The organism is Microbispora sp. KK1-11 (assembly GCF_006874435.1).
Taxonomy (GTDB): domain Bacteria; phylum Actinomycetota; class Actinomycetes; order Streptosporangiales; family Streptosporangiaceae; genus Microbispora; species Microbispora catharanthi.
In genome coordinates, this window is sequence record NZ_VIRJ01000002.1 from 47,575 (window position 1) to 72,777 (window position 25,203).

The window sequence follows — 25,203 nt, forward strand, 5'->3', positions numbered from 1 at the left end:
AATGTTTCGAATACCCGGCTCGCCGTGCTTTCCGGGCGGAGCCCGGCCGGTGAAAGTTTCAGCGCGTCATCCGCCCGCGGCGCTCGCGAGGCCGTCCGGTGCCGCCCCGATCTCGCGGCGCATGGCGTCGCCGCCGGCGTGGCCCGCGTCGTCCACCACGACCGGGCACACGTCCGGCCAGGCCTCGGGCGAGCCGCCAGGCGGTCTCCGATGGTCCTTCAAATCGAGGCGGCCGTGGAGAAGCTACAGTGGCAGGCATGGGTGGAAAGCGCGGTTTTCCACGCCGGAGGTCAAGCGTCCCGGACAGGAAACGATAACCGGCAGGACAGGCCAACCTATCGCTCTTCCCGAGCACGCGTTCGGAAAAATGTCAGTCCTCGTCGTTATTGTCGAGGTATGGCCAACGTCATTCGGCACTCGCTGACCGCCGAGGAACTCGCCGCCCTCGCCCTGTCGCTCGCTCACCTCGGTGCCGGCCCGCAGTCGGTCACCGCCCGGCGCGGTCTGCGCCACGCTTTCGAGCACCTCGATCTGGACGACGACGTCATCGCCACGACCCTGACCACCCTGACCACCCCGCTGCCCACCGACGTCGCCCGGCGGGCGCGTGCGGTGGCCAACGCGATCACCGCGCGCCTGGTGATCCGCATCCAGTATCACGACGCCGCGGGCCGGATGACGGTCCGCGACGTCGAGCCGGTGACCTGCCTGGTCCACGGCGAGTTCTGGTACCTGGTGGGCTGGTGCCGCATGCGCCGGTCGATCAGGGCCTTCCGCTTCGACCGCATCCTGGCGGTCGAGCCGACCGACCTGCCGGCCCGCGCCCACCTGCCGCAGCGCTACCTGCCGTTCCAACGGCGCTCGCGGGCCAGTCGCCCCTCCGCGGCCTGACGCCGCGGCCCGCGGGCGTGGCGCCCACGCCCGCGGGCCGCAAGACCGCCGGACACGGCTCGGACAGATCAGCCGCCGCAGCAGCCACCGCCGCAGCAACCGCCGCCCCCGCCACCCGAGGGACGGGCGGCGGGAGCCCCGGACGCCCTGCCCGTGACGGCCACGGTGGACAGCAGCTTCACGGTGTCGTCGTGGCCGGAGGGGCACACCGCCCGGTCGCCGGCCTCCGCCATGGGACGGTTGAGCTCGAACGTCGATCCGCACGCGCGGCAACGGTAGTCATAGCGAGGCATGCGTCCAGATTACGGCCCCGCGCGGCGACCGCGAGCGCCCCGGGAACCACCTCAGGTGAAGTGGATGGTGGCGTAGTCGGCGATGGGCCGGTAGCCGAGCCGCTGGTAGACCGAGTTCGAGGTGGGGTTGCCGAGATCGGTGAACAGCAGCACCTCGGTGGCGCCGTCGTCGAGCGCCTTCCTGCTGGCCGCGTGGCTGACGGCGCTGCCGTACCCGCGCCCGCGCAGATCGGGCGGGGTGTAGACGGGCCCGATTCGCGACATGCCGGCGATCGGCGCGGAGACCCCGGCGATGGACACGGGCCGGTCGTCGTCCTCCCACCAGATCAGTTCCTCGCGATTGATGCGCGCGGCGACGACCGGAGTGGGATCGGCCGTGCGCTCGACGTGTGCCTCGTGCTGGAACTCCTGGAAGAAGCGCACGGCCGTCGGCAGGTCGTCGGGGCCTGCGACGCGGGGCTTCCCCGGCGCGGAGGGAGCCCGCAGCGCACCGAGGCGGTAGAGCCGCTCGGCCCGGCGGCGCGTCTCCGGCCGCCACCAGGCGCGTGCGAACGCCTCGGCGACGGTCACAGGACCGCCGACCGCGGGCACGTCGTGGTCCATCTCGATCAGGTCGCGCGCCAGCAGGGGAAGCGCCGCGAGCGGGACGTCGCCCAGCGCGAGCGGGTAGGGCGGTGTCTGGCAGGCCGCCCCCGCCACCGTTTCGCCGTCCTCCAGCCAGGCCAGCAGGGGATCGGCCGTGAACTGGCCGCCGCGGATCCCGCGCAGCACGGTCAGCATGACCGTGTTGCGGACGGGATCGCGCAGCAGCCAGGACTCGGCCGCCGCGGCGTACTCCTCCACGTCGGCGGTGATCGTCCACCTCATGACGTCATCCGTCAGGCCGCCGTCTCCGACAGGTAGGGCGCCCACTGCGGATCGCCGTCGAGTTGCGCGCCGATGAGCCGCCAGTGCGCGCCGTGCGGCACCACGGGGGCCACGCTCAGCGCCCACCCGATCTCCTCCAGCAGCCTGTCGGCCTTGCGGTGGTTGCACGGCATGCACGAGGCGACGCAGTTCTCCCAGGTGTGGGGGCCTCCCCGGGACCGCGGGATGACGTGGTCGATGGTCTCGGCCCGCTGGCCGCAGTAGGCGCAGCGGAAGTTGTCCCGGCGCATCAGCGCCGCCCGGGTGAGCGGGATGCGCGTCCGGTAGGGAATGCGGACGTAACGCCGCAGCCGGATCACCGACGGGACGTCGAGCGTGCGGGTGGCCGAGCGCAGGACCGCGCCCCGGCCGTCGCGGTGGACGACGTCCGCCTTCTCTCTCAGCACCAGGATGACGGCCCGGTGCAGGGAAAGCGTGGTCAGCGGTTCGTATGTGGCGTTGAGTAGCAGGACTTGGCGCATCAGCCGGCCTCCACAGCGGTCTCGGCTGTGCGCCTGGGTTGTGGCCCCGTCGGTTGGGACCCGGGTGCTTCCGTCACAGGGACCTCCGCCGGACGGCCCAGCGGATCGTCACCACGGCACCGCCCTTCACCAAAGTGTGGCCTTTTCGGCGGCCCCTTCGCCACCCCATAAAGAGGGTCCGTGAGGTGAACGACTGGAACGCCTGCTGCTTCTATGCCCAGCTGTTCACCCCTTTATTCCCGTCTTGGCCGGGTACGGACGATGTACCGTCGCAGTCGCCCGGCTGATTTAAAGTGCCAGCATGAGCCGAGTGCCGTACCCGCCAGCCCGCCGTGACGACATCGTCGACGATCTCCACGGAACGCCCGTCCCCGACCCGTACAGGTGGCTGGAGGATCCGGACGATCCGGCGACGAAGGAGTGGCTGGACGCGCAGGAAACCCTGTTCCGGTCCGCCGAACTCGAAGGGCGCGACCACTTCCGCGAGCGCATCGCCGAACTGCTGCGGTCCGGGTCGGTGGGGACACCGTCCTGGCGCGGCGAACGCCGCTTCTTCACCCGCCGGGCGCCCGACCAGGAGCACCCGGTCCTGTACGTCGCGGACGAAGACGGCGAGCGCGTGCTGCTCGATCCCACCGCCCTCGACCCCTCGGGCCTGACCACGCTCGACTCCTACCAGCCGGACAAGGAGGGCAACCGGCTGGCGTACCAGATCTCGATCGGCGGCGACGAGGAGTCGCGCCTGTACGTCGTCGACGTGACGACCGGAGAGATCGTCGAGGGTCCGATCGACCGCTGCCGCTACTCCCCCGTGGCCTGGCTGCCCGGCGGCGAGGCGTTCTACTACGTGCGGAGGCTGGCGCCCTCGCTGGTCCCGGCCGGCGAGGAGCAGTACCACCGCCGTGTCTACCTGCACCGCGTCGGCACCTCCACCGACGACGACGTGCTGATCTTCGGTGACGGGCTGGAGAAGACCAACTACTACGGAGTGTCGGTCTCGCTCGACGGCAGATGGCTGTCGGTCTCCGCCTCGCGGGGGACCGCGCCGCGCAACGACCTGTGGGTGGCCGACCTGGTCGCCTCGTCGCCGCAGGCGCCGGAGCTGGTCACCGTACAGCAGGACGTGGACGCCCAGACCGGGCTCCACTTCGGCCGCGACGGGCGGCTCTACGTCTTCACCGACCTCGACGCCTCGCGCGGGCGGGTCTGCGTCACCTCTCCGGAGACGCCCGGCCCCGAGCACTGGCGCGACCTGATCCCTGAGGACGCCGAGGCGGTGCTGTCCGACTTCGCGATCCTCGACGGCATGGCCGAGCCGGTCCTGCTCGTCGGCTGGACCCGGCACGCGATCGGCGAGATCTCCGTCCACGCCCTGGAGACCGGCGAGCGGATCGGCGAGGTCCCGCTGCCGGGGCTCGGCTCGATCGGGGGAATCTTCGAGCGTCCGGAGGGCGGGCACGAGGCCTGGTTCAGCTACACCGACGGCATCACTCCGACCGCGGTGTACCACTACGACGCGCTGACCCGCGAGACCTCGCTCTGGGAGGCGCCTCCCGGGGCGGTGGAGGTGCCCGAGGCGACGACCGAGCAGGTGGTCTACCGGTCCAAGGACGGCACCGAGGTGCACATGCTGGTCACCTCACGCCCCGGATCCGGGCCCCGTCCCACCATCCTGTACGGCTACGGCGGCTTCGGTGTCCCGATGAACCCCGGGTTCTCCGCCACGACGCTGGCGTGGGTCGAGGCGGGCGGCGTCTACGCGGTCGCCCAGCTTCGCGGCGGCGGCGAGGAGGGCGAGCAGTGGCACCGGGCCGGCATGCTCGGCAACAAGCAGAACGTCTTCGACGACCTGCACGCCGCGGCCGAGCACCTCATCGCCACCGGTGTCACAAGCCCGGACCGGCTCGCCATCTCCGGGGGCTCCAACGGCGGCCTGCTCGTCGGCGCGGGGCTCACCCAGCGCCCCGACCTGTACGCGGCCGTCGTCTGCATGGCCCCGCTGCTCGACATGATCCGGTATGAGAAGTTCGGCCTCGGGGCGACCTGGAACGTCGAGTACGGCTCGGCCGACGTGCCGGAGGAGTTCGCCTGGCTGTGGGGCTACTCGCCGTACCACCACGTGCGCGAGGGGGTGTCGTATCCGGCCACGCTGTTCGCGGTGTTCGCCTCCGACACCCGCGTCCACCCGCTGCACGCGTGGAAGATGGCGGCGGCCCTGCAGCACGCCCAGGCGGGCGACCGGCCGATCCTGCTGCGCAACGAGACCGAGGTGGGGCACGGCGCCCGGGCCGTGAGCCGATCGGTCGAGCTCTCGGCCGACCAGCTCGCGTTCCTGGCCCGGCACACCGGCCTGAAGGTCGGCTGAGGCGCGGGGGTCAGCGCGGGAAGATGATGGTCTTGTGGCCGTCCAGCAGCACGCGGTGCTCCGCGTGCCAGCGGACGGCCCGGGCCAGCGCCTGGCACTCGAGATCGCGGCCGATCGCGGCGAGGTCCTCGGGCGAGTGGGTGTGGTTCACCCGTGCGACCTCCTGCTCGATGATCGGCCCCTCGTCGAGGTCGGGCGTCACGTAGTGCGCCGTGGCGCCGATCAGCTTCACGCCCCGGGAGTACGCCTGGTGGTATGGCTTGGCGCCCTTGAACGACGGCAGGAACGAGTGGTGGATGTTGATCATGCGCCCGGCGAGCTTGGCGCACATCTCCTGTGAGAGCACCTGCATGTAGCGGGCGAGCACGACCAGATCGGCCTGGTAGTGGTCGACCAGCGTGAGGATCTCCGCCTCCTGCCGCGGCTTGGTGTCCGCGGTGACCGGCAGGTGGTGGTAGTCGACGCCGTACGACTGGGTGAGGGGACGCAGGTCGGGGTGGTTGGACGCGACACCCACGATCTCGATGGGCAGCAGGCCCGAGCGCACCCGGTAGAGCAGGTCGTTGAGGCAGTGGTCGAACCGGCTGACGAGCACCAGCGCCCGCGTCCGCACCGCGAGGTCGAAGAGCTGGAACTCCATGGCGAACTCCGACGCGAGCGAGGCGAACGCCGCTCGCAACTCGTCGACGGCGCTCCCGCTGGAGAACTGCACGCGCATGAAGAACCGTTCCTCGACGGGGTCGCCGAACTGCTGGCTCTCGATGATGTTGCAGCCCTTCCCGGCCAGCAGCCCGGAGACGGCCGCGACCACTCCTGGCCGGTCCGGGCAGGACAGGGTCAGCACAAATTCAGCGCTCATGCTCAGATCCTCGACGGGTGACGGTGTCGGCTTCAAGGGTAGGGCCAGCCGATCGGAGGGTGCGGGCAGGTGGAGGCGGGACGGCGGACGACCGGCCGGCCGCCCGCCGTGCGCGTCCCCCGCGTCAGCCCTCCTTGTCGTGCCGCTCCAGCGCCGCGCGCACGTCGGGGTCGCCGGGAGCCAACGCCAGTGCCCGGCGCAGGTCGAGCAGCGCCTCGCGGCCCCGGCCGAGCGCGTCGAGCGCGGTCGCCCGGTTGAAGTACAGGGCCGCGTCCTCGCCCAGCTCGATCGCCCGGGTCAGGTCGTCGACGGCGCCCCGCGCGTCGCCGGTCTCGAACCGCAGGGTCGCGCGGTTCGCCCAGGCCGAGGCCAGGCGGGCGTCGGCGGCCAGCGCCGCGTCGAAGGCCAGGGCGGCCTCCGCGTAGCGGCCGGCCTCGGTCTCCAGCTGACCGAGCACGCCGTGCAGGTGCGCGTTGCCGGGATCGAGGGCGAGCCCCGCCTCGACGTCGCGCCTGGCGGCCTCGTGTTCGCCGAGCATCTCCAGCACACCGGCCCGGTTGACGTACGCGTCGAGGTAGCCGGGGTCGAGGTCGAGCACGTGGTCGAGGTCGGCCCGGGCGCCGTCCAGATCCCCGGCGGCCAGGCGCATCTCCGCCCGGTTGTAGTACGCCTCGGGCAGCGGCGGGCTCACCCGCATCGCCGTCTCGTAGTCGGCCAGCGCCTCGTCCGTACGTCCCATCTCGAACAGCAGGTTGCCCCGGTCGAGATAGTGGTCGGGGAAGCCCGGGTCGATCGCGACGGCGCGGTCGAAGTCGGCCAGCGCCTCCTCCCTGCGGCCCAGGCGCGCGAGAAGCTGCGCGCGGTTGGCGAACAGCACCATCCGGTGCACGGGGTGGTCGTCCGGCGCGAGGTCCCGATCGGCCAGGTCGATGGCCGACCGCACCAGGCCGAGCGCCTCGTCGACCCGCCCCTCCCGCAGTTCGATCAGCGCGCGGCCGTTCTGGTCGAACCCGAGTTTGAACGCTCGCGTCCTCCGGTCGGGCAGCAGCATGGAGATCGCTATCGCCTCGTTGATCCAGGCCCTGGCTCTGGTCAGGTCGCGCCGCGCCGGATCGCGGTCGCGCGCGTCGAGCATCGCCGTGCCGTACGCGGCGGCGGCGTGCACGGCCGGATCGACGCTGACCCTCCGGGCCTGGTCGTACAGCTCCTGCGCGTGCGCCCGCCGGCCCAGCCCCGCCAGGGCGGTCGCGGTGCGGTGGGTGAAGCGCCACCACAGGTCGGAGCCCGGCTCCACCAGCCGCAGGCCGCGCGAGCCCAGCTCCACGACCGCGTGCAGGAAACCCTCGGTGACGCAGTGGTCCACCGCCGCCCACAGGGCCCGCGCCGCCGCGGCCAGGTCGCCGCCGTGCTCCAGGTGGTACGGCACCGCGCCCAGCGCGTGCTCCGACGCCGCGGCGTCGGCCCTCAGCTCGGCGACGCGCCGGTCGTGCCGGCGCGCCCGTTCCTCCGACGGCAGCGACAGGTAGGCCCGGTAGGCCCGGGGGTCGTCGGAGGTGCAGTCCGAGACGACGTAGTCGTCGGGCGGACCACCCTGGACCGGGGCCTCCACCAGCCGCGTGCCCTCCCATTGGGGCTCCGCGGAGGCCAGGGCCAGCGTCAGACCCGGCACCCGGCGCGCCAGGACGCGCAGCAGTTCACGGTCGGCCGGATCCGCCTCGTGCAGGTTGTCCACCAGCAGAGTCCGCGGCTCTTCGAGGCAGTCGCGGACGAACTCGGCGATCCCGTTGGCGATCCGCAGCGTGCGGCGCGGCGCGGGCACCAGGATCCGCTCGTCCTCCGTCAGGCGGGCCTCGATGGTCTGCCGCCGCGGCGGCACCACAGAACGCAGGCTGGGAGCGGCGGCGCGGATCTCGATGTCGTGTTCCGCCACCAGGTCCGGGGAACGCTCCAAGGCGACCGGGACGAGGGCGCGCAGGATCGCGCCACCGACCGTGTACGGACCGCGCAGCCGGCGGTGCCCGTTGACGACGGGCGCCACTGGAGGCGGCACCTCCAGGGCAAGCGCGCGGAGGGCCGCCACGCGGTCCCGGGAGAGGTCTCCCCGGACCCAGATGTGGCTCGGGTGATCCCTCACCCCTTGTGGATGACGCTCGAGGTACCGCTGAGCTTGGTCGTCCCCGGCTTACGGATAATGATCTTCTTCATCTCGCCTCTTTCCCCACTCTTGCGGACAAGGCACAAGTATTCGCAGGGATCAGCTATCCGCCAAGGGATGGAAGCATTATCTATCGAGAGAAAAGCGGAGAGACTACGGCATTTAGCTGCTTCTCGATATAAATCACCACGTTGTCGCCGCGCACCTCGCGCCGGAGCTCCCGCCACCCGGATTTGCGGTAGAGCTCCAGCGCGGCGGCCTGACGCAGGGTGGTGTCACCGCGCAACGTCCTGTAGCCGAGCCGGCGCGCCCGATCCTCGAGCTCCTGCGTGATCTGCGCGCCGTAGCCGCGCCGCTGGTGATCGGGGTGGACCCGGAGCCGGCACATCTCCGCCGTGTCGGCGTCGATGCGCCGTAGGCCGCCCATCGCGACGAGCCCCGCCCCGGACACCTCGCCCACCAGGAAGTCACCCCCGGCGGCCAGGTAGACCTCGGTGATCCGGGGGAAGTCGTCGTCGTAGTAGACGCCGTCACCCGGCACGACGCCCACCTGGGCCAGGCCGATCTGATGGAGGGACCACACCGCGTCGAGGTCGGACCAGCGGTACCGCCGGATCCTCAGCGGCACGGTCCCGCTGTCCCCGCCTCTCACGGGATCTCCCGGCTCGAGATCTCCCGCCAGCGCGTCTCCTGCCACACGTCCTCCTTGGTACCCACGTCACCCGGCGTCCCGGAGCAGCTCCGGCGGGATCGTGACGCGGCTCTGCTTGATCACCTCACAGAAGGCCTGGAGCCGGGGCGAGTCGCCGTGCTTGGCCCTGACCTCCTTCACCAGGTCGTACGCCGGTTTGAGCAGCAGGTCGGTCCGGTAGTCCTTGTCGACCAACTCGATGGCCTCCTGGCCCAGCTTGAGCGCTGCCTCGACGTCGCCGTCGATGAGCCGGCACATCGCCCGGTCGAACCGGATCAGGGTCTGGTCGAGCAGGTCCTCGTCCGTGTACTTCTCGAGCGCCTGCTGCAGGATCACGTCGGCCTCCACCGTCTGCCCCAGCTTCACCAGGACGTCGCCCTGGTAGAAGTAGAGCTGCCGCTCGGTGTAGCCGAACGCCGGGTCCTCCCGGTCGCTGTCGTTCATCTGCTGGAAGGCGGCCCTGGCGCGGTGCAGCGCCCGCTTGGCCTGCTCGACCACCTCGTGCCGCGAGCCGTTGACACCGGCGATCTTCGCCAGCGCCCTCGCCTCGACGACGGGCGCCATGGTCCGCGCGGCACAGGGGGTGTGGCCGGCCAGGTCGCGGCTCTTCTTCGCCAGGGTGAGCGCCTCACGCGGGTCGCCGTAGTAGAGCGGGACCAGCGCCTCGCGGGCGGTGACCCAGGCACGCAGGGCCCGGTCGCCGGTCTCGTCCGCCGCCATGCGGCCCGTGCGGAAGAACGAGCGCGCCATCCGCTGGTCCCCGAGGTCGATCATGATCATCCCCGAGAGCCCGGCGAGCTGGGCGGCCATCCGGCACAACCGCTCCTGCACGTCGATGGGCTGTCGTCGGTCCAGGGCCTTGCGTACAGCGGCGAACTCCAGCATGACGTCGCAGAGCAGCCGTACGGGCGGGGTGTTCATGTACTGCCGCCCGAAGCCGAACGTGGCCTGCTCCCACTGGTCGAGCATCGCCGGCGAAACGGTGGCGGTGACCATCGTCTCGTCCATCCGCCGGCGGAGGTTCTCCACCGCGCCGAGCACCTCTTCGTTGAGCTCCTTGAGCCCAACCGCCCCGACGGTGCCGCCGGCGAGGAGCCTCAACAGCGTCCTCCGTAGCACGTTCTCGTCCTCCTCGCCCCCGTCCACCGGATGGGTGCCGCCGCCCGATGAGGCCGGCGCGCCCCACGGAGCGGGTGAAGTGATAGGTCTGTCCTGTTCTGGGTCACCGCCACCTGCTTCGGCCAGGTGTCCGTGGCCGCAGATGCACGGGCTTTCGAACCCGAGGGCCAGGGGTTCCACCCGGTAGACCGAGCACAGGTAGTGGAGATACTCCGGGCCGGGCCGCTTCATGCCCGACTCGTACGCGGACAGTAGCGTCTCGCCGATGCCGGGGATGGCTTTTCCGTCTCTCTCGAAGAGCGCGCGCACCTGCTCGATCACATCGGCGAGCGCCACCCCGTGCGAGAGGCGATGTGCCTTGATCCGAGTCGTGCCGAACTGCGGTCCGCAGTCGTTGTGGATCTCCTCGGCGATCTCGGCCAGGCTGCGCCCGGCGGCCAGGCCCCGCGCCCGGATCCGGCGCGCGATTTCCGTCTCCCTGTGTTGCCTGCCGGACATTCCGGCCCCTCTCTCGTGGCCGGCCGCACTCGCAGCCCGTGGTCTCGAGCGGTCCTCACGTCGTGACGGAGAGTGACTTACTCGTCGCGCTCCGACCACACCATAATGATGGACCATAGTTGGCGCGGCCAAGCCCCCAACATGAACGTGCCGACTAAGGATCGTCTCCCGATAGGGGTTTTCTTTCAACCGACATGGGTTTTCCTCCACCGCGGCCGCTTCTCGCCCTCGTTGACCCGAGCACTTCCGTGAGCCATCTTGGGCGCACCAGAGTGAACAGACGGGAACGCAAAGTACGCATTCCGCCCGCGAACGGAAATGAAGGAGGACCTACGGTGGGGGAGGACGATTTCCGGCGCCTGGAACATTTGGTGACCGAACTCGACGCGCGGGGCCTACTCGCGAGAGTCGTGCGCACCCCGTCGGGCCGCGCCTACGTACGCGTGATCAACCCCGACGCCACGAGCCTCACGGAGAACGTCGTCTGCCAGGCGGCCGACTACTGGTGGTCCTGGGGTGAGCGGATGCACCGGGCGGACGACCCCGCCGGAGCGGCCACGAAGGTGGCCCGCGTGCTTGCCGCGGTGAGCGAGTAGGGGAAGGCGGCGGCCCCAAGGTGAAGCCCACAGTGATGGCGCAGTCGCCGTGGGCCGCCGCATCCACCGCGGCCTCAGGGGGCGGGCAGGGCGCCCGGTGCGGAGCGTGGCCGTCGCGCCGCCCCGGCGCGACGGCGACGCTGCGGCGTCCCGCCCGCCCCGACCCCGTCCGTATATCGCGGCCGACCGGCTCGCCGGTCGTCATGGACCGCCGTCCGGCCCTGTCGAGCAGGTGGGGCCGGACGGTGATCGAGGGGGATCCCGCTTGGAGAACGGCGTCGGGCGCGCTTCCGGGTGCGCGCCCGCGCCCTGCCACACCGTCACTGGAGCGTGTCCGGTCCGCCCTCCGCGGCCCCGGACGGGACGTGCTTCCGTCTTCCCCGGCGATGTGACGGAGGCCGGATCAGTCGGCAGTATTGGCTACGTTCAGGAACTGCCGCTGATCCGATCCGGGGGGGATCCACCTCGTGTTACCGCTGTCACCCGCGACGCCCAGTCCAGAGCCGACCGTGCCGAATCTCGATGTGATCGGCCAGCAGGTGGCGAAGGCGTGCGACAACAACGACGGCATCTTCTGCACGGTCCTGAACAGCGCCTTCCCGGAGAAGGACTTCCCCGCCTGGGTGCAGCTCGTGGCGGGCATCGTGGACGTGCTGCTGCTGATCGTCTTGATCCTGGCCGGAGCGCTGGTCATCCGGAACGTCGTGCACCGGCTGATCACCCGGCTCACCGTGCGGGCCAGTGTCGGCGTGCTGCCGGAGCGGCTGCGCGGCAAGACCGTGCTGACCAGCACGGAGGCCGCAGCGGCGATCATGACGGAGCGCCGCAGGGCGCGCGCCGAGACGATGGGCTCGGTGCTGCGGAGCCTCGCGTCCGTCGTGATCCTGGGCACGGCGGCGCTGATGATCTTCGCGAAGCTCGGGGTCGAGCTGGCGCCGCTGCTCACGAGCGTCGGCATCATCGGTGTGGCGGTCGGCTTCGGCGCCCAGGAGCTGGTCAAGGACTTCATCGCCGGCATGTTCATGCTGCTGGAGGACCAGTACGGCGTGGGCGACGTGATCGACACCGGCGTGGCCGTCGGCACGGTTGAGGCCGTCACGCTCCGCATCACCCGCCTGCGCGACGCCGACGGCAAGGTCTGGTACGTGCGCAACGGCACGATCACCCGGATCGGCAACGAGTCGCAGGGCTGGTCGAGGGCCCTGGTGGACGTGCCGGTGCCGTACGACAGCGACGTGGCGACGGTCCGCGAGCTGCTCAACGGCCTCGCACACGACATGTGGGAGGACCCGGAGTACCGGGACACGGTCATCGTCGAGGAGCCGCAGGTCTTCGGCCTGGAGTCGGTCTCGGGCTCGTCCGTCATCTTCCGGATCAGCGCGAAGACCGTGCCGGCGCGGCATCTGGAGGTCGCCCGTGAGCTGCGCCTTCGCGTGAAGCGGGCCTTCGACGAGAAGAGCCTCACCTTCGCCGCCTGACCTTACCGATCGGTAGCTGACTTAGGCTGAAACCGTGACCAGCGAGCAGACCCTGTCCTTCTACGAGGCGATCGGCGGCGAGGAGGCCTTCGAGCGCCTCGTCCGCCGGTTCTACCAGGGCGTCGCGGAAGACCCCCTGCTGCGCCCGATGTACCCCGAAGAGGACCTCATGGGGGCGGAGGAGCGGCTGCGCCTGTTCCTCATCCAGTACTGGGGCGGCCCGAGGACCTACAGCGAGCAGCGCGGCCACCCCCGGCTGCGGATGCGGCATGTGCCGTTCGTCATCGACGAGGCGGCGCGAGATGCCTGGCTCAGGCACATGGGCGACGCCGTGCGTTCCCTCGGCCTGCCGGCCGAGCGCGAGAAGGAGCTGTGGGACTACCTCGTCTACGCCGCCCACAGCATGGTCAACGCATAAGTAACAGAAGCAGCGGGCAGCCCAAGACCCATGGAAACAACCCCCTGGTGGCGTGATGCCGTTGTCTATGAGATCTACGTCCGCAGTTTCGCCGACGCCTCCGGCGACGGTACGGGCGACCTGGCGGGAATCCGCGACCGCCTGCCGTACCTCGCCGAGCTCGGCGTCGACGCGATCTGGCTGACCCCCTTCTATCCCTCCCCCATGGCCGACGGCGGCTACGACGTGGCGGACTACCGCGACGTCGACTCGTTGTTCGGGTCGCTGGCCGACTTCGACGACCTGGTCGCCGACGCGCACGCGCACGGCCTGCGGCTGATGGTGGACATCGTGCCGAACCACAGCTCGTCGGCCCACCCCTGGTTCCAGAAGGCCCTGGCGTCCCCCAGGGGCTCCCAGGAGCGCGAGCGGTACATGTTCAGGGACGGCGGTCCCGCGGGCGGCGGAAGCGGCCACGGAGAGCCGAACAACTGGCTGTCGACCTTCGGGGGCCCGGCGTGGACCCAGGTGCCCGACGGGCAGTGGTACCTCCACCTGTTCGCGCCCGAGCAGCCCGACTTCAACTGGCGCAACCCCGAGGTGCGGGAGGAGTTCCTCGACATCCTGCGGTTCTGGCTCGATCGGGGGGTGGACGGCTTCCGTATCGACGTCGCGATGGGCCTGATCAAGGCGGAAGGGCTGCCCGACACCGATCCTGGCTTCACCTCGAGGTCGCCGATCTGGAGTCAGCCGGAGGTGCACGACATCTATCGCGACTGGCGGCGGGTGCTCGACTCCTATCCCGGCACCCGCGTCGCCATCGGCGAGGTCTGGACCGACTCGGCCGAGGACCTCGCGCTGTACGTGCGGCCCGACGAGCTGCACCAGAGCTTCAACTTCGCCTGGCTGGAGGCCCCCTGGTCGGCCACGGCCTTCAGGAAGGTCATCGACGACACCCTCAAGGCCGTCGCCTCGCCGACCTGGGTGCTGTCCAACCACGACGTCGTACGGCACGTCACCCGCTACGGCCAGGGGTCGCTCGACCCGGAGGCCGGTCTGGCCCGGGCCCGCGCGGCGCTGCTCGCCATGCTCGCCCTGCCGGGGTCGGCCTACCTGTACCAGGGTGAGGAGCTCGGGCTGCCCGAGGTCACCGACCTGCCTCCGGAGGCGCGGCAGGACCCGATCTTCGCGCGGTCGAACGGCGAGGTGCCGGGCCGCGACGGCTGCCGGGTGCCGCTGCCCTGGTCGGGCACCGAGCCGCCGTACGGCTTCGGGTCCGGCGGGTCGTGGCTGCCGCAGCCGGCGAACTGGGCGGACCTCACGGCCGAACGGCAGGCGGCCGACCCGTCCTCGACGCTGTGGTTCTACCGGCGGGTGCTGCAGACGCGGCGGGAGCTGCGCGGGACCCTGCCCGACGCGATCACCTGGCTGGAGTCGCCGGAGGAGACGCTGTTCTTCCAGCGGGGCCGGCTGCTCTGCGTGATCAACTGCGGCGAGGACGCGGTGGCGCTCCCGCCCCACGACCAGGTGCTGATCACCAGCGGCCCGCTTGACGGCACCGCCCTCCCCGCCGACACGGCGGCCTGGCTGCTCACCGGCTGACCTCGTCCCGCCTCCGGACCGGCCGCCGGCTCCGGCCCTCGCGGCCGGTCACGGGGCGAGGGCGGAGAACCGCTTGAGGTATGCGAGCTCGTCCTCGTCGAGCCTGCGGGGGCGGGCCGCCGCGGCGTCGTAGGCGACCATGACCGTGCGCGCCTCGACATAGAGCGTCTCGTCGTCGCGGATCTCGTACGCCAGGGTGAAGCGGACCCTGGAGATCTCGGTGACCCACACCTCGACGCGGACGGGCTCGGAGCGGAAGGTCAGGGGCCGCCGGTAGTCGATCTCGTGCCGGGCGACCACCAGGTCCTGCCGGCGGCCGGTGATCTCACGCGGCCGCTCCCACAGCATCGACACCCGCGCGTCCTCGAGGTAGTCGAGGAAGCGGACGTTGTTGACGTGGCCGAAGCTGTCGATGTCGGCGAAGCGCACCTTGCGCTCGAAGACGAAGCGGGTCAGCTGCTCTGGAGGATGGCGTAGTTCGGTCACCGGTCAAACCTAACGGGCCCCCGCCCCCGCCGGGTGGCGGGGGACGGGGGCCCGCGGACAGCGGAAGTGAACCCGGCTCAGTCGCGGGTGAGCTTGCGGTAGGTGACGCGGTGCGGGCGGGCGGCGTCCGCGCCCAGCCGCTCGACCTTGTTCTTCTCGTAGTCGGCGTAGTTGCCCTCGAACCAGAACCAGTTCGAGCCCTCTTCCCACGCCAGGATGTGAGTGGCGATGCGGTCGAGGAACCACCGGTCGTGCGAGGTGATCACGGCGCAGCCCGGGAAGTCGAGCAGCGCGTTCTCCAGGCTGGACAACGTCTCGGTGTCGAGGTCGTTGGTGGGCTCGTCCAGGAGCAGCACGTTGCCGCCCTGCTTGAGGGTGAGCGCGAGGTTGAGCCGGTTGCGCTCGCCGCCGGACAGGACGCCCGCGAGCTTCTGCTGGTCGGGGCCCTTGAAGCCGAACGCCGCGACGTACGCCCGCGAGGGCATCTCGACGTTGCCGACCTTGATGTGGTCGAGCCCGTCGGACACGACCTGCCAGACGTTCTTGTTCGGGTCGATGCCGGCCCTGCTCTGGTCCACGTAGGAGATCTTGACGGTCTCGCCGATCGTGACGGACCCGGTGTCCGGAGTCTCGGACCCCGTGATCATCCGGAACAGCGTGGTCTTGCCGACGCCGTTGGGGCCGATGATGCCGACGATGCCGTTGCGCGGCAGGTCGAAGGACAGCTCGTCCATCAGCAGCCGGTCGCCGAAGCCCTTGCTCAGCTTCTCGGCCCGGATGACCGTCGTGCCCAGGCGCGGGCCCGGCGGGATCTGGATCTCCTCGAAGTCGAGCTTGCGGTACTTGTCGGCTTCGGCGGCCATCTCCTCGTAGCGCTGGAGGCGGGCGCGGCTCTTGGTCTGGCGGGCGCGCGCGTTGGAGCGCACCCACTGCAGCTCCTCCTCCAGGCGCTTCTTGCGCTTGACGTCCTTCTGGCCCTCGACCTTCAGACGCGCGGCCTTGGCCTCCAGGTAGGTGGAGTAGTTGCCCTCATAGGCGTAGCACCGGCCGCGGTCGAGCTCCAGGATCCAGCCGGCCACGTTGTCGAGGAAGTAACGGTCGTGGGTGACGGCCAGGACGGTGCCGGGGTACTTCTCCAGGTGCTGCTCCAGCCACTGGACGCTCTCGGCGTCGAGGTGGTTGGTGGGCTCGTCGAGCAGCAGCAGGTCGGGCTGCTCCAGCAGCAGCTTGCACAGCGCGACCCGGCGCCGCTCACCACCGCTGAGCGTGGTCACCTCGGCGTCGGGCGGCGGGCAGCGCAGCGCGTCCATGGCCTGCTCGAGCTGGCTGTCGAGGTCCCACGCGTTGCGGTGGTCGAGCGCGTCCTGCAGGCGGCCCATCTCCGCCAGCAGCTCATCGCTGTAGTCGGTGGCCATCTGCTCGGCGATCTCGTTGAACCGGTCGAGCATCGCCTTGGTCTCGGCGACGCCCTCCTCGACGTTCCCGAGCACGGTCTTCGACTCGTTGAGCGACGGCTCCTGCAGCAGGATGCCGACCGTGAAGCCGGGCATCAGCCGGGCCTCGCCGTTGGACGGCTGCTCCAGCCCCGCCATCATCTTGAGCAGCGTCGACTTGCCCGTGCCGTTCGGGCCCAGGACACCGATCTTGGCCCCCGGCAGGAACGACAGCGTGACGTCGTCAAGGACCACCTTGTCACCGTGCGCTTTGCGCACGCGCTGCAACGTGTAGATGTACTCCGGCATACCTTCAAGCCTAGGGGATCGCACCGGCAGCGCCGTCCGCGCTGCGGGGAGGTGGGGCCACTGGGGCGGCAGGGAGACATACCCTGTCCCTGCCGAGCTCCTTGGCACGGTAGAGCGCGAGGTCGGCGGCGGCCAGCAGCTCGATCAGGTCGTCACCGTGAACGTTCATGATGGCCACCCCGGCGGAGACCGTGACCGTGATCGTCGCCTGCTCGGCGGGGACCGCCATCCGGCCCACCCGGGTGCGCAGCCGCTCGGCCACCCGCCTCGCCTCGTGCACGTCGGCGCCCGGCAGCAGCACGACGAACTCCTCGCCGCCGAACCGCCCCACCACGTCGTACTCGCGCAGCTGCGTACGGAGGGTGGCCGCCACCTGGGCGAGGACCTGGTCGCCCACCAGGTGACCGTAGGTGTCGTTGACCTTCTTGAAGTGGTCGATGTCCACCAGGACCAGCGCGAGGGCGTCCCCGGTCCGCTGGGCCCTGGCGATCTCCGTGTCCGCCTCCCGCTGCCAGGCGGCCGCGTTCAGCAGGCCCGTCTTCGGGTCAGTGCGGGCCGCGGCCTGGAGCTGGGCGTGCAGCAGACTCCGCTGGAGCAGCACGACGGGCGGCAGCATGATCAGCAGCAGCGCCAGGTTGAGGCCGCAGACGACCGCGACGAGCACGCCGAGGCAGAGCTCGACCGCGTCGAGCAGGACGCGCTCGCGGTCCCACAGGACCTCGCCCCAGCGGCCCTCCGGATCGGACGCGTGCGCCGCTACCGCGATCAGCGCGGTGTTGAGCACCGTGAACAGCACCGCGCAGGCCGCCGCGACCGCGATCGGCTCGCCCTCCCCCGCGGACAGGTGCGCGGGGACGGGGACCTGGCGATGGAAGACGGCCGAGGCGGAGGCCGCCGCGAGCCCGATCGCCGCCGCGCTGAACACGCGGCGGTACAGCACGGTCGCCCGGACCCTGAGCTGCAGCAGGATCTGCATCGGTATGGGCGCGAGCAGGGCGTAGACCGGCGGAAGCAGGAACGCCACCGGCAACCACCAGGCGGACAGCAGGTCACGGGACACACCGGCGGGCATGCCGAGGCGGCGGGTCGCCTCGATGCACACCGCACCGCACACCGTGAGCGCCCCGAACATGGCGAGGTGGTGGGCGTGGAACGCGGTCGACTTCGCCAGCACCGCGATCAGGACCGCGTCGAACGCCACGATCGCGCACACGTAGGACACGAGCGCGGGCGGCTGGGCCAGCAGCGGCCAGCGACTTCGCGAGCAGATCGCGCTTCGCGGCCTGGCCGAGGTCTGACCGGTTGCCGTCATCCCGCCCCCCAGAAGCCGAAGCCCATCTCACGATGAGTAACACAATAGTTGCGGAGTGTGCGATGCGCGACGGGAACCGCTACCTTGGCACGATGGCCATCTGCATCTGATGGGCTGAGGAGCCATCTGCGGCGGTTTGCCCGACCCGGGATTCGTCGTGCAGCTCCAGCCGAGCCCATGGTGTCGTCAGGGCGGCAGGAACAGGACGGCACCAGCAGGACGGCACGAGCACAGGACGGCTCCGCCCAACGGGTGTCACACGGTGTGTGGAAGCGGCGGCAGCGGCAGAGGCAGACCTGGCAGGCCGTCGATACTGGTCGCGATGTGCTCCTTCTTGTGGAAGTACGCGTCGAGCGACTCGTCGGTCTCGCGTTCGAACCGCGAGCCGTGCAGCGGGCGGTCCCCTTCATAGGTCATGAACGGGACGGCGTACCCGCACGTATCGCGGATCTTCTCGGCGGTCACGACGATGATCGCGCGCAGGCCGTGCCGGGCCGGGTCGATGTCCGGGAAGTAGCGCATCAGGCCGGCCCAGCGTGGATCGTCGCGGAAGACCGGCTCTCCGCGACCGTGCACCCGCACGATATTGGGAGGGCCGTCGAAGGCGCACCACATCAGGGTGATGCGGCCGTTCTCGCGTAGGTGGGCGATCGTCTCGGCGTTGCTGCCGGCGAAATCCAGGTAGGCCACGGTGAGTTCGTCGATCACGGCGAACGAGCCGGCCAGGCCCTTGGGCGAAAGGTTGACGGTGCCCTCGCCGTCCAGCGGCGCGGTCGCGGTGAAGAAGATGTGCTGCGCCTCGATGAAAGCACGCAATCTACCCTCTATCCGCTCATAGCTCTTCCCCATGACCCGATTATGACCGGGGTGATCCGGCAGGGCAGGAGCGGGGACGGTGCGGTGGGAGCGGCCCACCGCGACCTGTCGGGGGCGGCCGTACAGCGGTGTGGCCCGTAGGCGGGCTCTGCCCCTTGGCCCGCCGGCTCCCGGCGGGCCAAAGGGGCGGAAGCTCCGCGGCGGGCACCTCCAGCCGCTGCCGGACATGCGTGAGGCCCGCTCGGGGATCACGCCCGCATCCCACCGCTACCTGCCCGAATCGAGCTGCTAAGCCGCCAGCGCGGGCGGGAGCCAGGCGGCGTCGCCGCTTTCCCGCAGGCCGCGCTCCGAGTCCGGCACCCCGTCCGTCATCCCGTCCGTCGCGCTGTCCGTCGCGCTGTCCGTCGCGCCTTCCTCCGTGCCGATCTCGTCCGCGCCGCCGGTCCGCGGTGCCTCGTCGCCCTGCCAGGCTCCGCCGTAGTGGCGGGCGCCCGAGGTCGCCCGCGCTCCGGCGGCCGGCAGGGCCGCGCCGTTCGCGCCTCGATCACCGACGAGGGCGTCGAACGCCTCGTCGTCCCCGTCGACGCCCCCATTGACGCCACCATTGACGCCACCGTCGACGACGGACGCCGCACCGGGGCCGGTGCGACCGGTCAGCTCCCATTCCCGCGTCGCGTCCTCCATCGCCTGGCGCTCGTCGTCGCTCGGCGCGCCCGCGGAGTAGCCCCGGATCGGCTTCTCGAACGTGGCGATGCCCCACTTCAGGTCATGGCCCACCGAGCCGGCCTCGATCTCCGCCCAGAACCGCTGCTCGCCGTCGCGCTCGAACTGCTTGATCCGCAGCTTGCCGTACACCACGACCGGGTGGCCCTTGCGGATCGACTGCTGCACGTTGTCCGCCAGGCCGCGATAGCAGCGCACGGTGTAGTAGGTGGTGTCCCTGGTCTGCCAGGTGTTGGTCTGCTGGTCGAGGACGCGCCTGTTGACGGCCATCCGCATCGAGGTGACACGCGAGCCGTCGCGGAATCGGTACTGCCGGGGGTCGTCGGTGACGTTCCCGCTCAGCGTGACGTAGATGTCGTTCATCGAAGTGCCTCCCCGGCCCGGTCACTCGCCGGGCTCGGGGGACACACTGGCCGCGCACCCCGCCGCCTCACGGACCAGAAACCCGTTCTGTGGACGAAGCCACGCCTGTGGACAACGCTTCGGGTGGCCTGCTCGTTTGCGGGCGGGCGGCGGACCGTTCAGCGCCGGGTGGCCGCCATCGCGCCGAAATACTCGTTGTAGCGGTTCAGCTCGCGCTCGACCGGCTGGACGACCATGTCCTGCGCCAGGACACCCACGCGGCGTCTCATGTCGTGCTCCAGCCGGTCGCGTTCCTTGCCCGCCGCGAGCACCACGAAGTTCCTGCTCGCCATGGCCGAGAACAGGCCGAGCCCGAGGACGCTGATCATCATCAGCCCCACCCAGGGCAGCACGGCCACGTCGCCGAGGACCTCGGCCGGCGGGCGGCCCGCTTTGAACACGCCGTACGCCAGGATCGCGCCCGCCCACGCGAGGCTCGCGGCGAACATGACCACCAGGAGGTACTGCCAGATCTTCAGGAGCCACCACCAGACGGGCACCCGGTCGAGCGGCGGAGCCACCTCCGACAGCTCGTCCGACAGCGCCTCGGGAAGCTCGTCCACCCGCGAGCGGGCCGCCTCGCGCACGCCGTCGCGCCACACCTCCGGCATTCCGGCTGTCAGCCCGTCGGCGAGCGCCTGCACCGCGTTGTCCACCTCGGCGGGCTGAGCGGTGACCGAACTCGCGACAAGGCCGCGGATGTCGTCCTTCACGGCCCCCAGACGCAGGCTCTTGAGCGGGTCGGGCCGCAGCCGGGCCGCCCAGCGCGCGTACGGCCAGCCGACCCAGTCGGCGGACCGGACGGCGTACACGTTCTCGAGGGCCTCGCCGAGAGCGGAGACGCCGATGGCGTCGCACAGCGCGTCGACCAGCCCGGCACGTCGCGTGCCGTCCACCGTGGGCTCCACCCGCAGCAACTCCGGCACGTCCTTCACCAGGCGCAGCACCAGCCGGTCGAGGTCGGCCTCCAGGCGCTGGTAGGCCGCACGCCGGGCGGCCACGGACTCGGCCAGGACGGCCTTGAGGCTGTCGACGCCTCTGCCGGTGGTGGCCGACGTCGCGACCACCCGGGGATGGGCGACGCCCTCACTCCGGAGAAGGTCCTCCAGGTCGGCCACGCACTCGGCCTGCTCCTCCGGGGTGAGCCGGTCGGACTGGTTCAGCACGAAGACCGTCACCGCGTCGTGCCCGGTCAGCTCGGTCACGTAACGCCGGTGCACCGAGGCGTCGGCGTACTTCTGCGGGTCGAGCACCCACACGATGAGGTCGGCCACCTGGATCAGCCGGTGGGCCTCGTGGTCGGTGAGCGCGCGGATCGAGTCGTGGTCGGGCAGGTCGAGCAGGATCAGCCCGTGCAGTTGGCTCTCGCCCTTGTCGAGGGCGCTGGCGCGGGCGAACCGGTGCCGCCACTGGATCTGCAGCCAGTCGAGCAGCGGGCCCGCGCCGTCGATGCCCCACACGCAGGCGTGGGTGCGCGCCGTGGTCGGCCTGCGTACGCCGATGGGCGAAAGCTCCAGCCCGGAGACGGCGTTGAACAGGGACGACTTCCCGCTGCCCGTGCCACCGGCGAGCGCGACGACCGTGTGGTCGGACGACAGTTTGAGCCGGTCGCCCGCGCGCAGCAGGAGCTGGGCGGCCTCCGTGACCAGCGCAGGGTCGAGCCGGTCCTGTCCCAGCTCGACGATCTTGGCCAGGGCGGCGAGCCTGGAGCCGAGCCCGTGCTGCGTTTCGGCGGTGCTGACAGCCGTCATGAATTCCTCACCGTGGTGCCGGAGACGTACCCGGGCGTGATCTGCCGGATCGGCTGCGTCATCGTGCGACCTCGAGGTTGTACGTTGCCTGGTAGAGCCGCGTCGCCGCGGCCTCGTCCGGGATGCCGGCGCTGTCGAGCGCGTCGACATACCGGAGGGTCTCCTCGTCGAAGAGCAGGCCGACGCGGGCGCGCAGGTCGCTGCGGGCCTTGGCGCTGATGTTGCGCAGCGACTCGGCGCCGAGCAGGCCGCGCAGCAACCGCTGGGGCAGCGCGCCCGCGCCCGCCGGCGCGTCCGCGGCGCCGTAGCCGAGCAGGCCGATCATGAAGATGAGCGAGAGCGACTCCACGTCGAAGGAGATCAGCTTGGCGACCGACCGCTTGGTCACGCCCTCGGTGCGGATCAGCTCGGTGACGTGGTCCTGCCAGGCGGTGATGGTCCTGGTGGTCCTGCGGGCGATCTCCTCCGCCGGGCGGCCGAGCCCAGGAGTCGCGGCCAGGCGGTCGCCCGCGCCCGCCCGCTGCCGCCAGCGCGCCACGGCCTCCTCGGCGGCCTGCTGGACGGCCGAGTTGACCAGCGCTTCGAGGCCCGCCCGCAGCGCGGCCTTCAGCCCGCGCACCCGCTCGGGGCCCTGCTGGTGGCCCTTGGCGCCGCGGCGCAACCGGAGGGTGCGCATGAGATCGCCCGAGCCGGCGAAGTCCTGCCACCGGGCGAGCACCTCCCCGCGCAGCAGCGAGCCGTCCCTGGTCGCCTCGTCGATCCGCGCCAGGGCGCCCATGTAGGCCGCGTCGACGTCGGAGCGCAGATCGGCGCGCAGGGCGACCTGCGTCTCGAGGTGCCGGGCGAGCGCCGGCAGACGGGTGCGGAAGCTGTTCAGCACGCCGTTCAGCGTCGCCTTGACCGCCGCCTCCCGCCGCTCGTCGTCGGCGGACAACGCGGACAGCCACATGCGGAGATCCGCGATCTCGATCTCGGGCAGCCGCCCGTCCCGTACGGACGTCTCGTTGATGACGAAGCGTTCGACCTCGCCCAGGCCGTACTCGTGCAGCATCCGGCCGAAGTGCTTGACGACGACCTCGCGGGACCTCGGCGGCACGCGGGACAGCACGATGACCAGGCGCGCCCCGCGTTCCTTGGCCCGGCGCAGCAGGCCCCAGGACGGCGCGTCGGCGTACCGGGACGCCGTGGTGACGAACACCCACAGGTCGGCGGCGTCCAGCATGCGGTGCGCGATCTCGTGGTGCTCCTCCACGACCGAGTCGATGTCGGGCGTGTCGAGCAGCGCGAGTCCCCGGGGCAGGGACGGGCTCGACGTCAGCACCACGCTGCCGGGCGGGGCGTCCCGCGTGGGTTCTTCGAGCCTTTCCACGCCTCCGAGAAGGTCGCCCCGCGCATACCATTCGTGGTCGTCGGGGTGACAGACGATCACGGGCGTCGCCGTGGTCGGGCGGCGCACTCCCGTGGCCGAGACCTTCCCTCCGGCGAGCGAGTTGACGATGGTGGACTTGCCCGCCCCCGTCGAACCGGCCACGGCGATCAGCGCGGGCGCGGTGCTCATGTGGACGCGCGGGATCACGTAGTCGTCGAGCTGCGCCAGGACCGCCGCCTGCGCCTTGCGCGCCTCGTCGGCGCCCGGCACGTCGAGACCGAAGTGCAGGCCCTTCACCGCCGTACGAAGCTGGTTGAGCGCCCCGGTCAGCGCCGCCGAGACCGGCTCCGGCATCGGGAACGAACGGGCCCGATCGCCGTCGGGCTCGTCGGCGGCGTCCTCCTCCGCGTCCTCCGTGCCCTCGGCGTGCTCGGCGTGCTCGGCGTGCTCGGCCTGCTCGGCCTGCTCGGCCTGCTCGGCCTGCTCGGCCTGCTCGGCCTGCTCGGTGTGCTCCGTGTCTTCGGCGCCCTCCGAGTCGTGCTCAGGGTTCGCCGGGTTCTCAAGGTCCGCCGCGTCCTCAGGGCCCTGCGCGTCCTCGGCGTCTGCCGCGTCCTGCTCGCCGGCGGCGTCCGCCGGCCCGCCCTCGGTCTCCTCGGTCTTCTCGGCCGTCGCGTCGTGCGGGGCCCCGCCGGGCTCGGCGGGCCGTACGCGGTCGTCCTCGGCCGCGTCCGCGGGGGCCCCGGCGGACAGCCGCCCGCCCGAGCCCGGGGAAGGCGAAGCGGGCTCCGGTGCGGGCTCGTCGTCCCGGATCGGGCGGAACGCGATGGTCTGCTCACCCGGCGACTCCGGGAGCTCCCCCATGTCCGGCTCCTCGGTCACGGCGTCGCCGGAACCCGCACCGGCCCCGTGGTCGGGCGTGTTCCTGGCTGCCGATCTCACGGGACCCGCTCCGCTCGCACCATTTCGATCTCCTGGCCGACCTTGACGACCTCGCCGACGATCACGATCGCCGGAGGCCGCACTCCGGCCGCGGTCACCCGTTCCGCCACGGTCGACAACGTCGCGGCAACGGCTCGCTGGGTCGGAAGAGTACCGTCCTGTACCACCATCACGGGAGTTTCTGGTGAACGTCCGTCTCGCACCAGCGTTTCGGCGATCTCCTTGATCCGTTCGACCGCCATGAGAAGTATCAGGGTTCCCGTCGATCTCGCCAATCCGGGCCAGTCGACGGTGGACGCGGGGTCGCCGGGCGCGACGTGCACGGAGATGACGTGGAACTCCTGGCTCACCCCGCGGTGGGTGACCGGGACTCCGGCCGCCCCGGGCACCGCGACCGCGCTGGTGATCCCGGGCACCACGGTCACCGGGATGCCCGCCCGGGCACAGGCGATCATCTCCTCGCCGCCCCGGCCGAAGACGAACGGATCGCCGCCCTTCAGCCGTACGACGAATCTGCCCTTCCGGGCGTGCTCGATGAGCAGTTCGTTGATCTTCTCCTGGGGCAGCGACCGGCCGTAGGGCACCTTCGCCGCGTCGATCAGCTCGACGTCGGGCGACAGCTCGTCCAGGAGCGCGCGCGGGGCGAGGCGGTCGGCCACCACCACGTCGGCCTGGGCCAGAAGCTGGCGTCCCCGCACGGTGATCAGGCCGGGGTCGCCGGGACCGCCGCCCACCAGCGCGACGCCGACCGGCTTGGTGCGGTGCCGCCGGGCGTCCACGGTGCCGTCGCGCAGCGCGCCCACGATCGCGTCGCGGATTCCGGCCGCGCGGCGGGGGTCGCCACCGGCGGTGACCGCCACGCCGACCTCGTCGACCCGCCCGCTGGCGGGGGTCCAGGCCGCGGAGGCGTCCTTGTCGTCGGCCCGCACGCACCAGATGCGCTTGGCCTCGGCCTCGGCGGCGACCGCGGTGTTGACGTCGCGGTGGTCGGTGCAGGCGTGCACCAGCCAGGCGCCGTCGCAGTCGCCGACCTGGTAGGGCCGCCGTTCCCAGGTCACCCGGCCCGTGGCGATGAGGTCGTCCAGCGCCGGAGTGACACTGGGCGAGACCAGGGTGACGGAGGCTCCGGCGTCGAGCAGTGCGGGAACCCGTCGCTGAGCGACGCGTCCGCCGCCGACCACGAGCACACGCCGCCCATCGAGGCGGAGGCCGAGCAGGTAGGGCGCCATGACCCCTGTCTCCCTATCGCGTCAAGCGTGCATTGTTAGGAGGCAAACCTACCCGCTGGGCTCGGGCGACATTCACAGGATGAGACTTGTGAGTCCACGGGG

At 71.2% G+C, this 25,203-nt stretch carries 21 protein-coding genes; 6 read left to right on the plus strand and 15 right to left on the minus strand.

The genetic code is table 11. The features are described 5' to 3' along the window. Nucleotides 1-396 precede the first annotated feature (396 nt). The gene (locus FLW16_RS03125) at nt 397-891 is read left to right on the plus strand and encodes a YafY family protein (protein ID WP_030509607.1); all 495 of its coding nucleotides are present in this window, start codon (nt 397-399) and stop codon (nt 889-891) included. A gap of 68 nt (nt 892-959) precedes the next feature. On the opposite strand, the gene FLW16_RS03130 is transcribed toward FLW16_RS03125, so the two are convergent. Genes FLW16_RS03130 through FLW16_RS03140 form a run of 3 tightly spaced genes read right to left on the minus strand, consistent with a single transcriptional unit; the run spans nt 960 to nt 2,572 of the window. Next, nucleotides 960-1,184, minus strand: coding sequence for a zinc ribbon domain-containing protein (locus FLW16_RS03130; protein WP_142557422.1), 225 nt, complete (start codon nt 1,182-1,184; stop codon nt 960-962). A gap of 51 nt (nt 1,185-1,235) precedes the next feature. Beyond that, nucleotides 1,236-2,051, minus strand: a complete 816-nt coding sequence (locus FLW16_RS03135) for a GNAT family N-acetyltransferase (protein ID WP_142557424.1) — start codon at nt 2,049-2,051, stop codon at nt 1,236-1,238. 11 nt (nt 2,052-2,062) lie between these two features. After that, nucleotides 2,063-2,572: an HNH endonuclease gene (locus FLW16_RS03140; protein ID WP_142557426.1), complete on the minus strand. Its 510-nt coding sequence runs from the start codon at nt 2,570-2,572 to the stop codon at nt 2,063-2,065. Between the two features lie 301 nt (nt 2,573-2,873). Here FLW16_RS03140 and FLW16_RS03145 point away from each other — a divergent pair, with 301 nt between their 5' ends. Then, complete coding sequence (locus FLW16_RS03145; protein WP_142557428.1) at nt 2,874-4,937, plus strand: prolyl oligopeptidase family protein; 2,064 nt, start codon at nt 2,874-2,876, stop codon at nt 4,935-4,937. A 10-nt stretch (nt 4,938-4,947) separates the two neighbouring features. On the opposite strand, the gene purU is transcribed toward FLW16_RS03145, so the two are convergent. From purU to FLW16_RS03165, 4 genes are all read right to left on the minus strand, one after another. Next, entirely contained in the window at nt 4,948-5,796 is an 849-nt protein-coding gene (gene purU / locus FLW16_RS03150) for a formyltetrahydrofolate deformylase (protein WP_142557430.1), read from the minus strand. 124 nt (nt 5,797-5,920) lie between these two features. Next, nucleotides 5,921-7,930 (minus strand): tetratricopeptide repeat protein, encoded by a 2,010-nt coding sequence (locus tag FLW16_RS03155; RefSeq protein WP_142557432.1) that lies wholly within the window; start codon nt 7,928-7,930, stop codon nt 5,921-5,923. Nucleotides 7,931-8,081: 151 nt separating this feature from the next. Continuing rightward, a complete protein-coding gene (locus FLW16_RS03160; RefSeq protein ID WP_260614826.1) occupies nt 8,082-8,648 on the minus strand; it encodes a GNAT family N-acetyltransferase in 567 nt (188 codons plus the stop codon). A gap of 21 nt (nt 8,649-8,669) precedes the next feature. Beyond that, nucleotides 8,670-10,259, minus strand: coding sequence for a M48 family metallopeptidase (locus tag FLW16_RS03165; protein ID WP_142557434.1), 1,590 nt, complete (start codon nt 10,257-10,259; stop codon nt 8,670-8,672). 335 nt (nt 10,260-10,594) lie between these two features. Here FLW16_RS03165 and FLW16_RS03170 point away from each other — a divergent pair, with 335 nt between their 5' ends. The 4 genes from FLW16_RS03170 to FLW16_RS03185 all read left to right on the plus strand — a co-directional run bounded on the left by FLW16_RS03170 (nt 10,595) and on the right by FLW16_RS03185 (nt 14,332). Further along, a complete protein-coding gene (locus FLW16_RS03170) occupies nt 10,595-10,855 on the plus strand; it encodes a hypothetical protein (protein ID WP_142557436.1) in 261 nt (86 codons plus the stop codon). Between the two features lie 509 nt (nt 10,856-11,364). Continuing rightward, nucleotides 11,365-12,333, plus strand: coding sequence for a mechanosensitive ion channel family protein (locus FLW16_RS03175; RefSeq protein WP_260614827.1), 969 nt, complete (start codon nt 11,365-11,367; stop codon nt 12,331-12,333). A 34-nt stretch (nt 12,334-12,367) separates the two neighbouring features. After that, entirely contained in the window at nt 12,368-12,751 is a 384-nt protein-coding gene (locus FLW16_RS03180) for a globin (protein WP_142557440.1), read from the plus strand. Between the two features lie 30 nt (nt 12,752-12,781). Beyond that, entirely contained in the window at nt 12,782-14,332 is a 1,551-nt protein-coding gene (locus FLW16_RS03185) for an alpha-amylase family glycosyl hydrolase (protein WP_142557443.1), read from the plus strand. A 48-nt stretch (nt 14,333-14,380) separates the two neighbouring features. Here FLW16_RS03185 and FLW16_RS03190 read toward each other — a convergent pair whose 3' ends face one another. The 8 genes from FLW16_RS03190 to cobA form a co-directional block, all read right to left on the minus strand. Further along, nucleotides 14,381-14,818 carry a thioesterase family protein gene (locus FLW16_RS03190; protein WP_260614828.1) on the minus strand — a complete coding sequence of 146 codons (438 nt, stop codon included), beginning with the start codon at nt 14,816-14,818 and terminating at the stop codon, nt 14,381-14,383. A gap of 77 nt (nt 14,819-14,895) precedes the next feature. Then, nucleotides 14,896-16,560 carry an energy-dependent translational throttle protein EttA gene (gene ettA / locus FLW16_RS03195; protein WP_142557445.1) on the minus strand — a complete coding sequence of 555 codons (1,665 nt, stop codon included), beginning with the start codon at nt 16,558-16,560 and terminating at the stop codon, nt 14,896-14,898. A gap of 10 nt (nt 16,561-16,570) precedes the next feature. Then, on the minus strand, nt 16,571-17,872 hold the full coding sequence (locus tag FLW16_RS03200) for a GGDEF domain-containing protein (protein ID WP_142557448.1): 1,302 nt from the start codon (nt 17,870-17,872) through the stop codon (nt 16,571-16,573). Nucleotides 17,873-18,127: 255 nt separating this feature from the next. Then, nucleotides 18,128-18,721, minus strand: a complete 594-nt coding sequence (locus tag FLW16_RS03205; protein WP_142557450.1) for a pyridoxamine 5'-phosphate oxidase family protein — start codon at nt 18,719-18,721, stop codon at nt 18,128-18,130. Between the two features lie 255 nt (nt 18,722-18,976). Further along, nucleotides 18,977-19,774 (minus strand): single-stranded DNA-binding protein, encoded by a 798-nt coding sequence (locus tag FLW16_RS03210; RefSeq protein WP_142557451.1) that lies wholly within the window; start codon nt 19,772-19,774, stop codon nt 18,977-18,979. A gap of 158 nt (nt 19,775-19,932) precedes the next feature. After that, nucleotides 19,933-21,564 (minus strand): GTPase, encoded by a 1,632-nt coding sequence (locus tag FLW16_RS03215; RefSeq protein WP_142557453.1) that lies wholly within the window; start codon nt 21,562-21,564, stop codon nt 19,933-19,935. A 58-nt stretch (nt 21,565-21,622) separates the two neighbouring features. Beyond that, the gene (locus FLW16_RS03220) at nt 21,623-23,872 is read right to left on the minus strand and encodes a dynamin family protein (RefSeq protein WP_260614829.1); all 2,250 of its coding nucleotides are present in this window, start codon (nt 23,870-23,872) and stop codon (nt 21,623-21,625) included. Beyond that, on the minus strand, nt 23,869-25,101 hold the full coding sequence (cobA, locus tag FLW16_RS03225; protein WP_142557457.1) for a uroporphyrinogen-III C-methyltransferase: 1,233 nt from the start codon (nt 25,099-25,101) through the stop codon (nt 23,869-23,871). Before cobA ends, FLW16_RS03220 begins: the two co-directional genes overlap by 4 nt. Nucleotides 25,102-25,203 lie beyond the last annotated feature (102 nt).

Coding starts and splice junctions, on each gene's coding strand:
- FLW16_RS03125 (WP_030509607.1), top strand. CDS start 397: ATGGCCAACGTCATTCGGCACTCGCTGACCGCCGAGGAACTCGCCGCC.
- FLW16_RS03130 (WP_142557422.1), bottom strand. CDS start 1,184: ATGCCTCGCTATGACTACCGTTGCCGCGCGTGCGGATCGACGTTCGAG.
- FLW16_RS03135 (WP_142557424.1), bottom strand. CDS start 2,051: ATGAGGTGGACGATCACCGCCGACGTGGAGGAGTACGCCGCGGCGGCC.
- FLW16_RS03140 (WP_142557426.1), bottom strand. CDS start 2,572: ATGCGCCAAGTCCTGCTACTCAACGCCACATACGAACCGCTGACCACG.
- FLW16_RS03145 (WP_142557428.1), top strand. CDS start 2,874: ATGAGCCGAGTGCCGTACCCGCCAGCCCGCCGTGACGACATCGTCGAC.
- purU (WP_142557430.1), bottom strand. CDS start 5,796: ATGAGCGCTGAATTTGTGCTGACCCTGTCCTGCCCGGACCGGCCAGGA.
- FLW16_RS03165 (WP_142557434.1), bottom strand. CDS start 10,259: ATGTCCGGCAGGCAACACAGGGAGACGGAAATCGCGCGCCGGATCCGG.
- FLW16_RS03185 (WP_142557443.1), top strand. CDS start 12,782: ATGGAAACAACCCCCTGGTGGCGTGATGCCGTTGTCTATGAGATCTAC.
- ettA (WP_142557445.1), bottom strand. CDS start 16,560: ATGCCGGAGTACATCTACACGTTGCAGCGCGTGCGCAAAGCGCACGGT.
- FLW16_RS03200 (WP_142557448.1), bottom strand. CDS start 17,872: ATGACGGCAACCGGTCAGACCTCGGCCAGGCCGCGAAGCGCGATCTGC.
- FLW16_RS03205 (WP_142557450.1), bottom strand. CDS start 18,721: ATGGGGAAGAGCTATGAGCGGATAGAGGGTAGATTGCGTGCTTTCATC.
- FLW16_RS03210 (WP_142557451.1), bottom strand. CDS start 19,774: ATGAACGACATCTACGTCACGCTGAGCGGGAACGTCACCGACGACCCC.
- FLW16_RS03215 (WP_142557453.1), bottom strand. CDS start 21,564: ATGACGGCTGTCAGCACCGCCGAAACGCAGCACGGGCTCGGCTCCAGG.
- cobA (WP_142557457.1), bottom strand. CDS start 25,101: ATGGCGCCCTACCTGCTCGGCCTCCGCCTCGATGGGCGGCGTGTGCTC.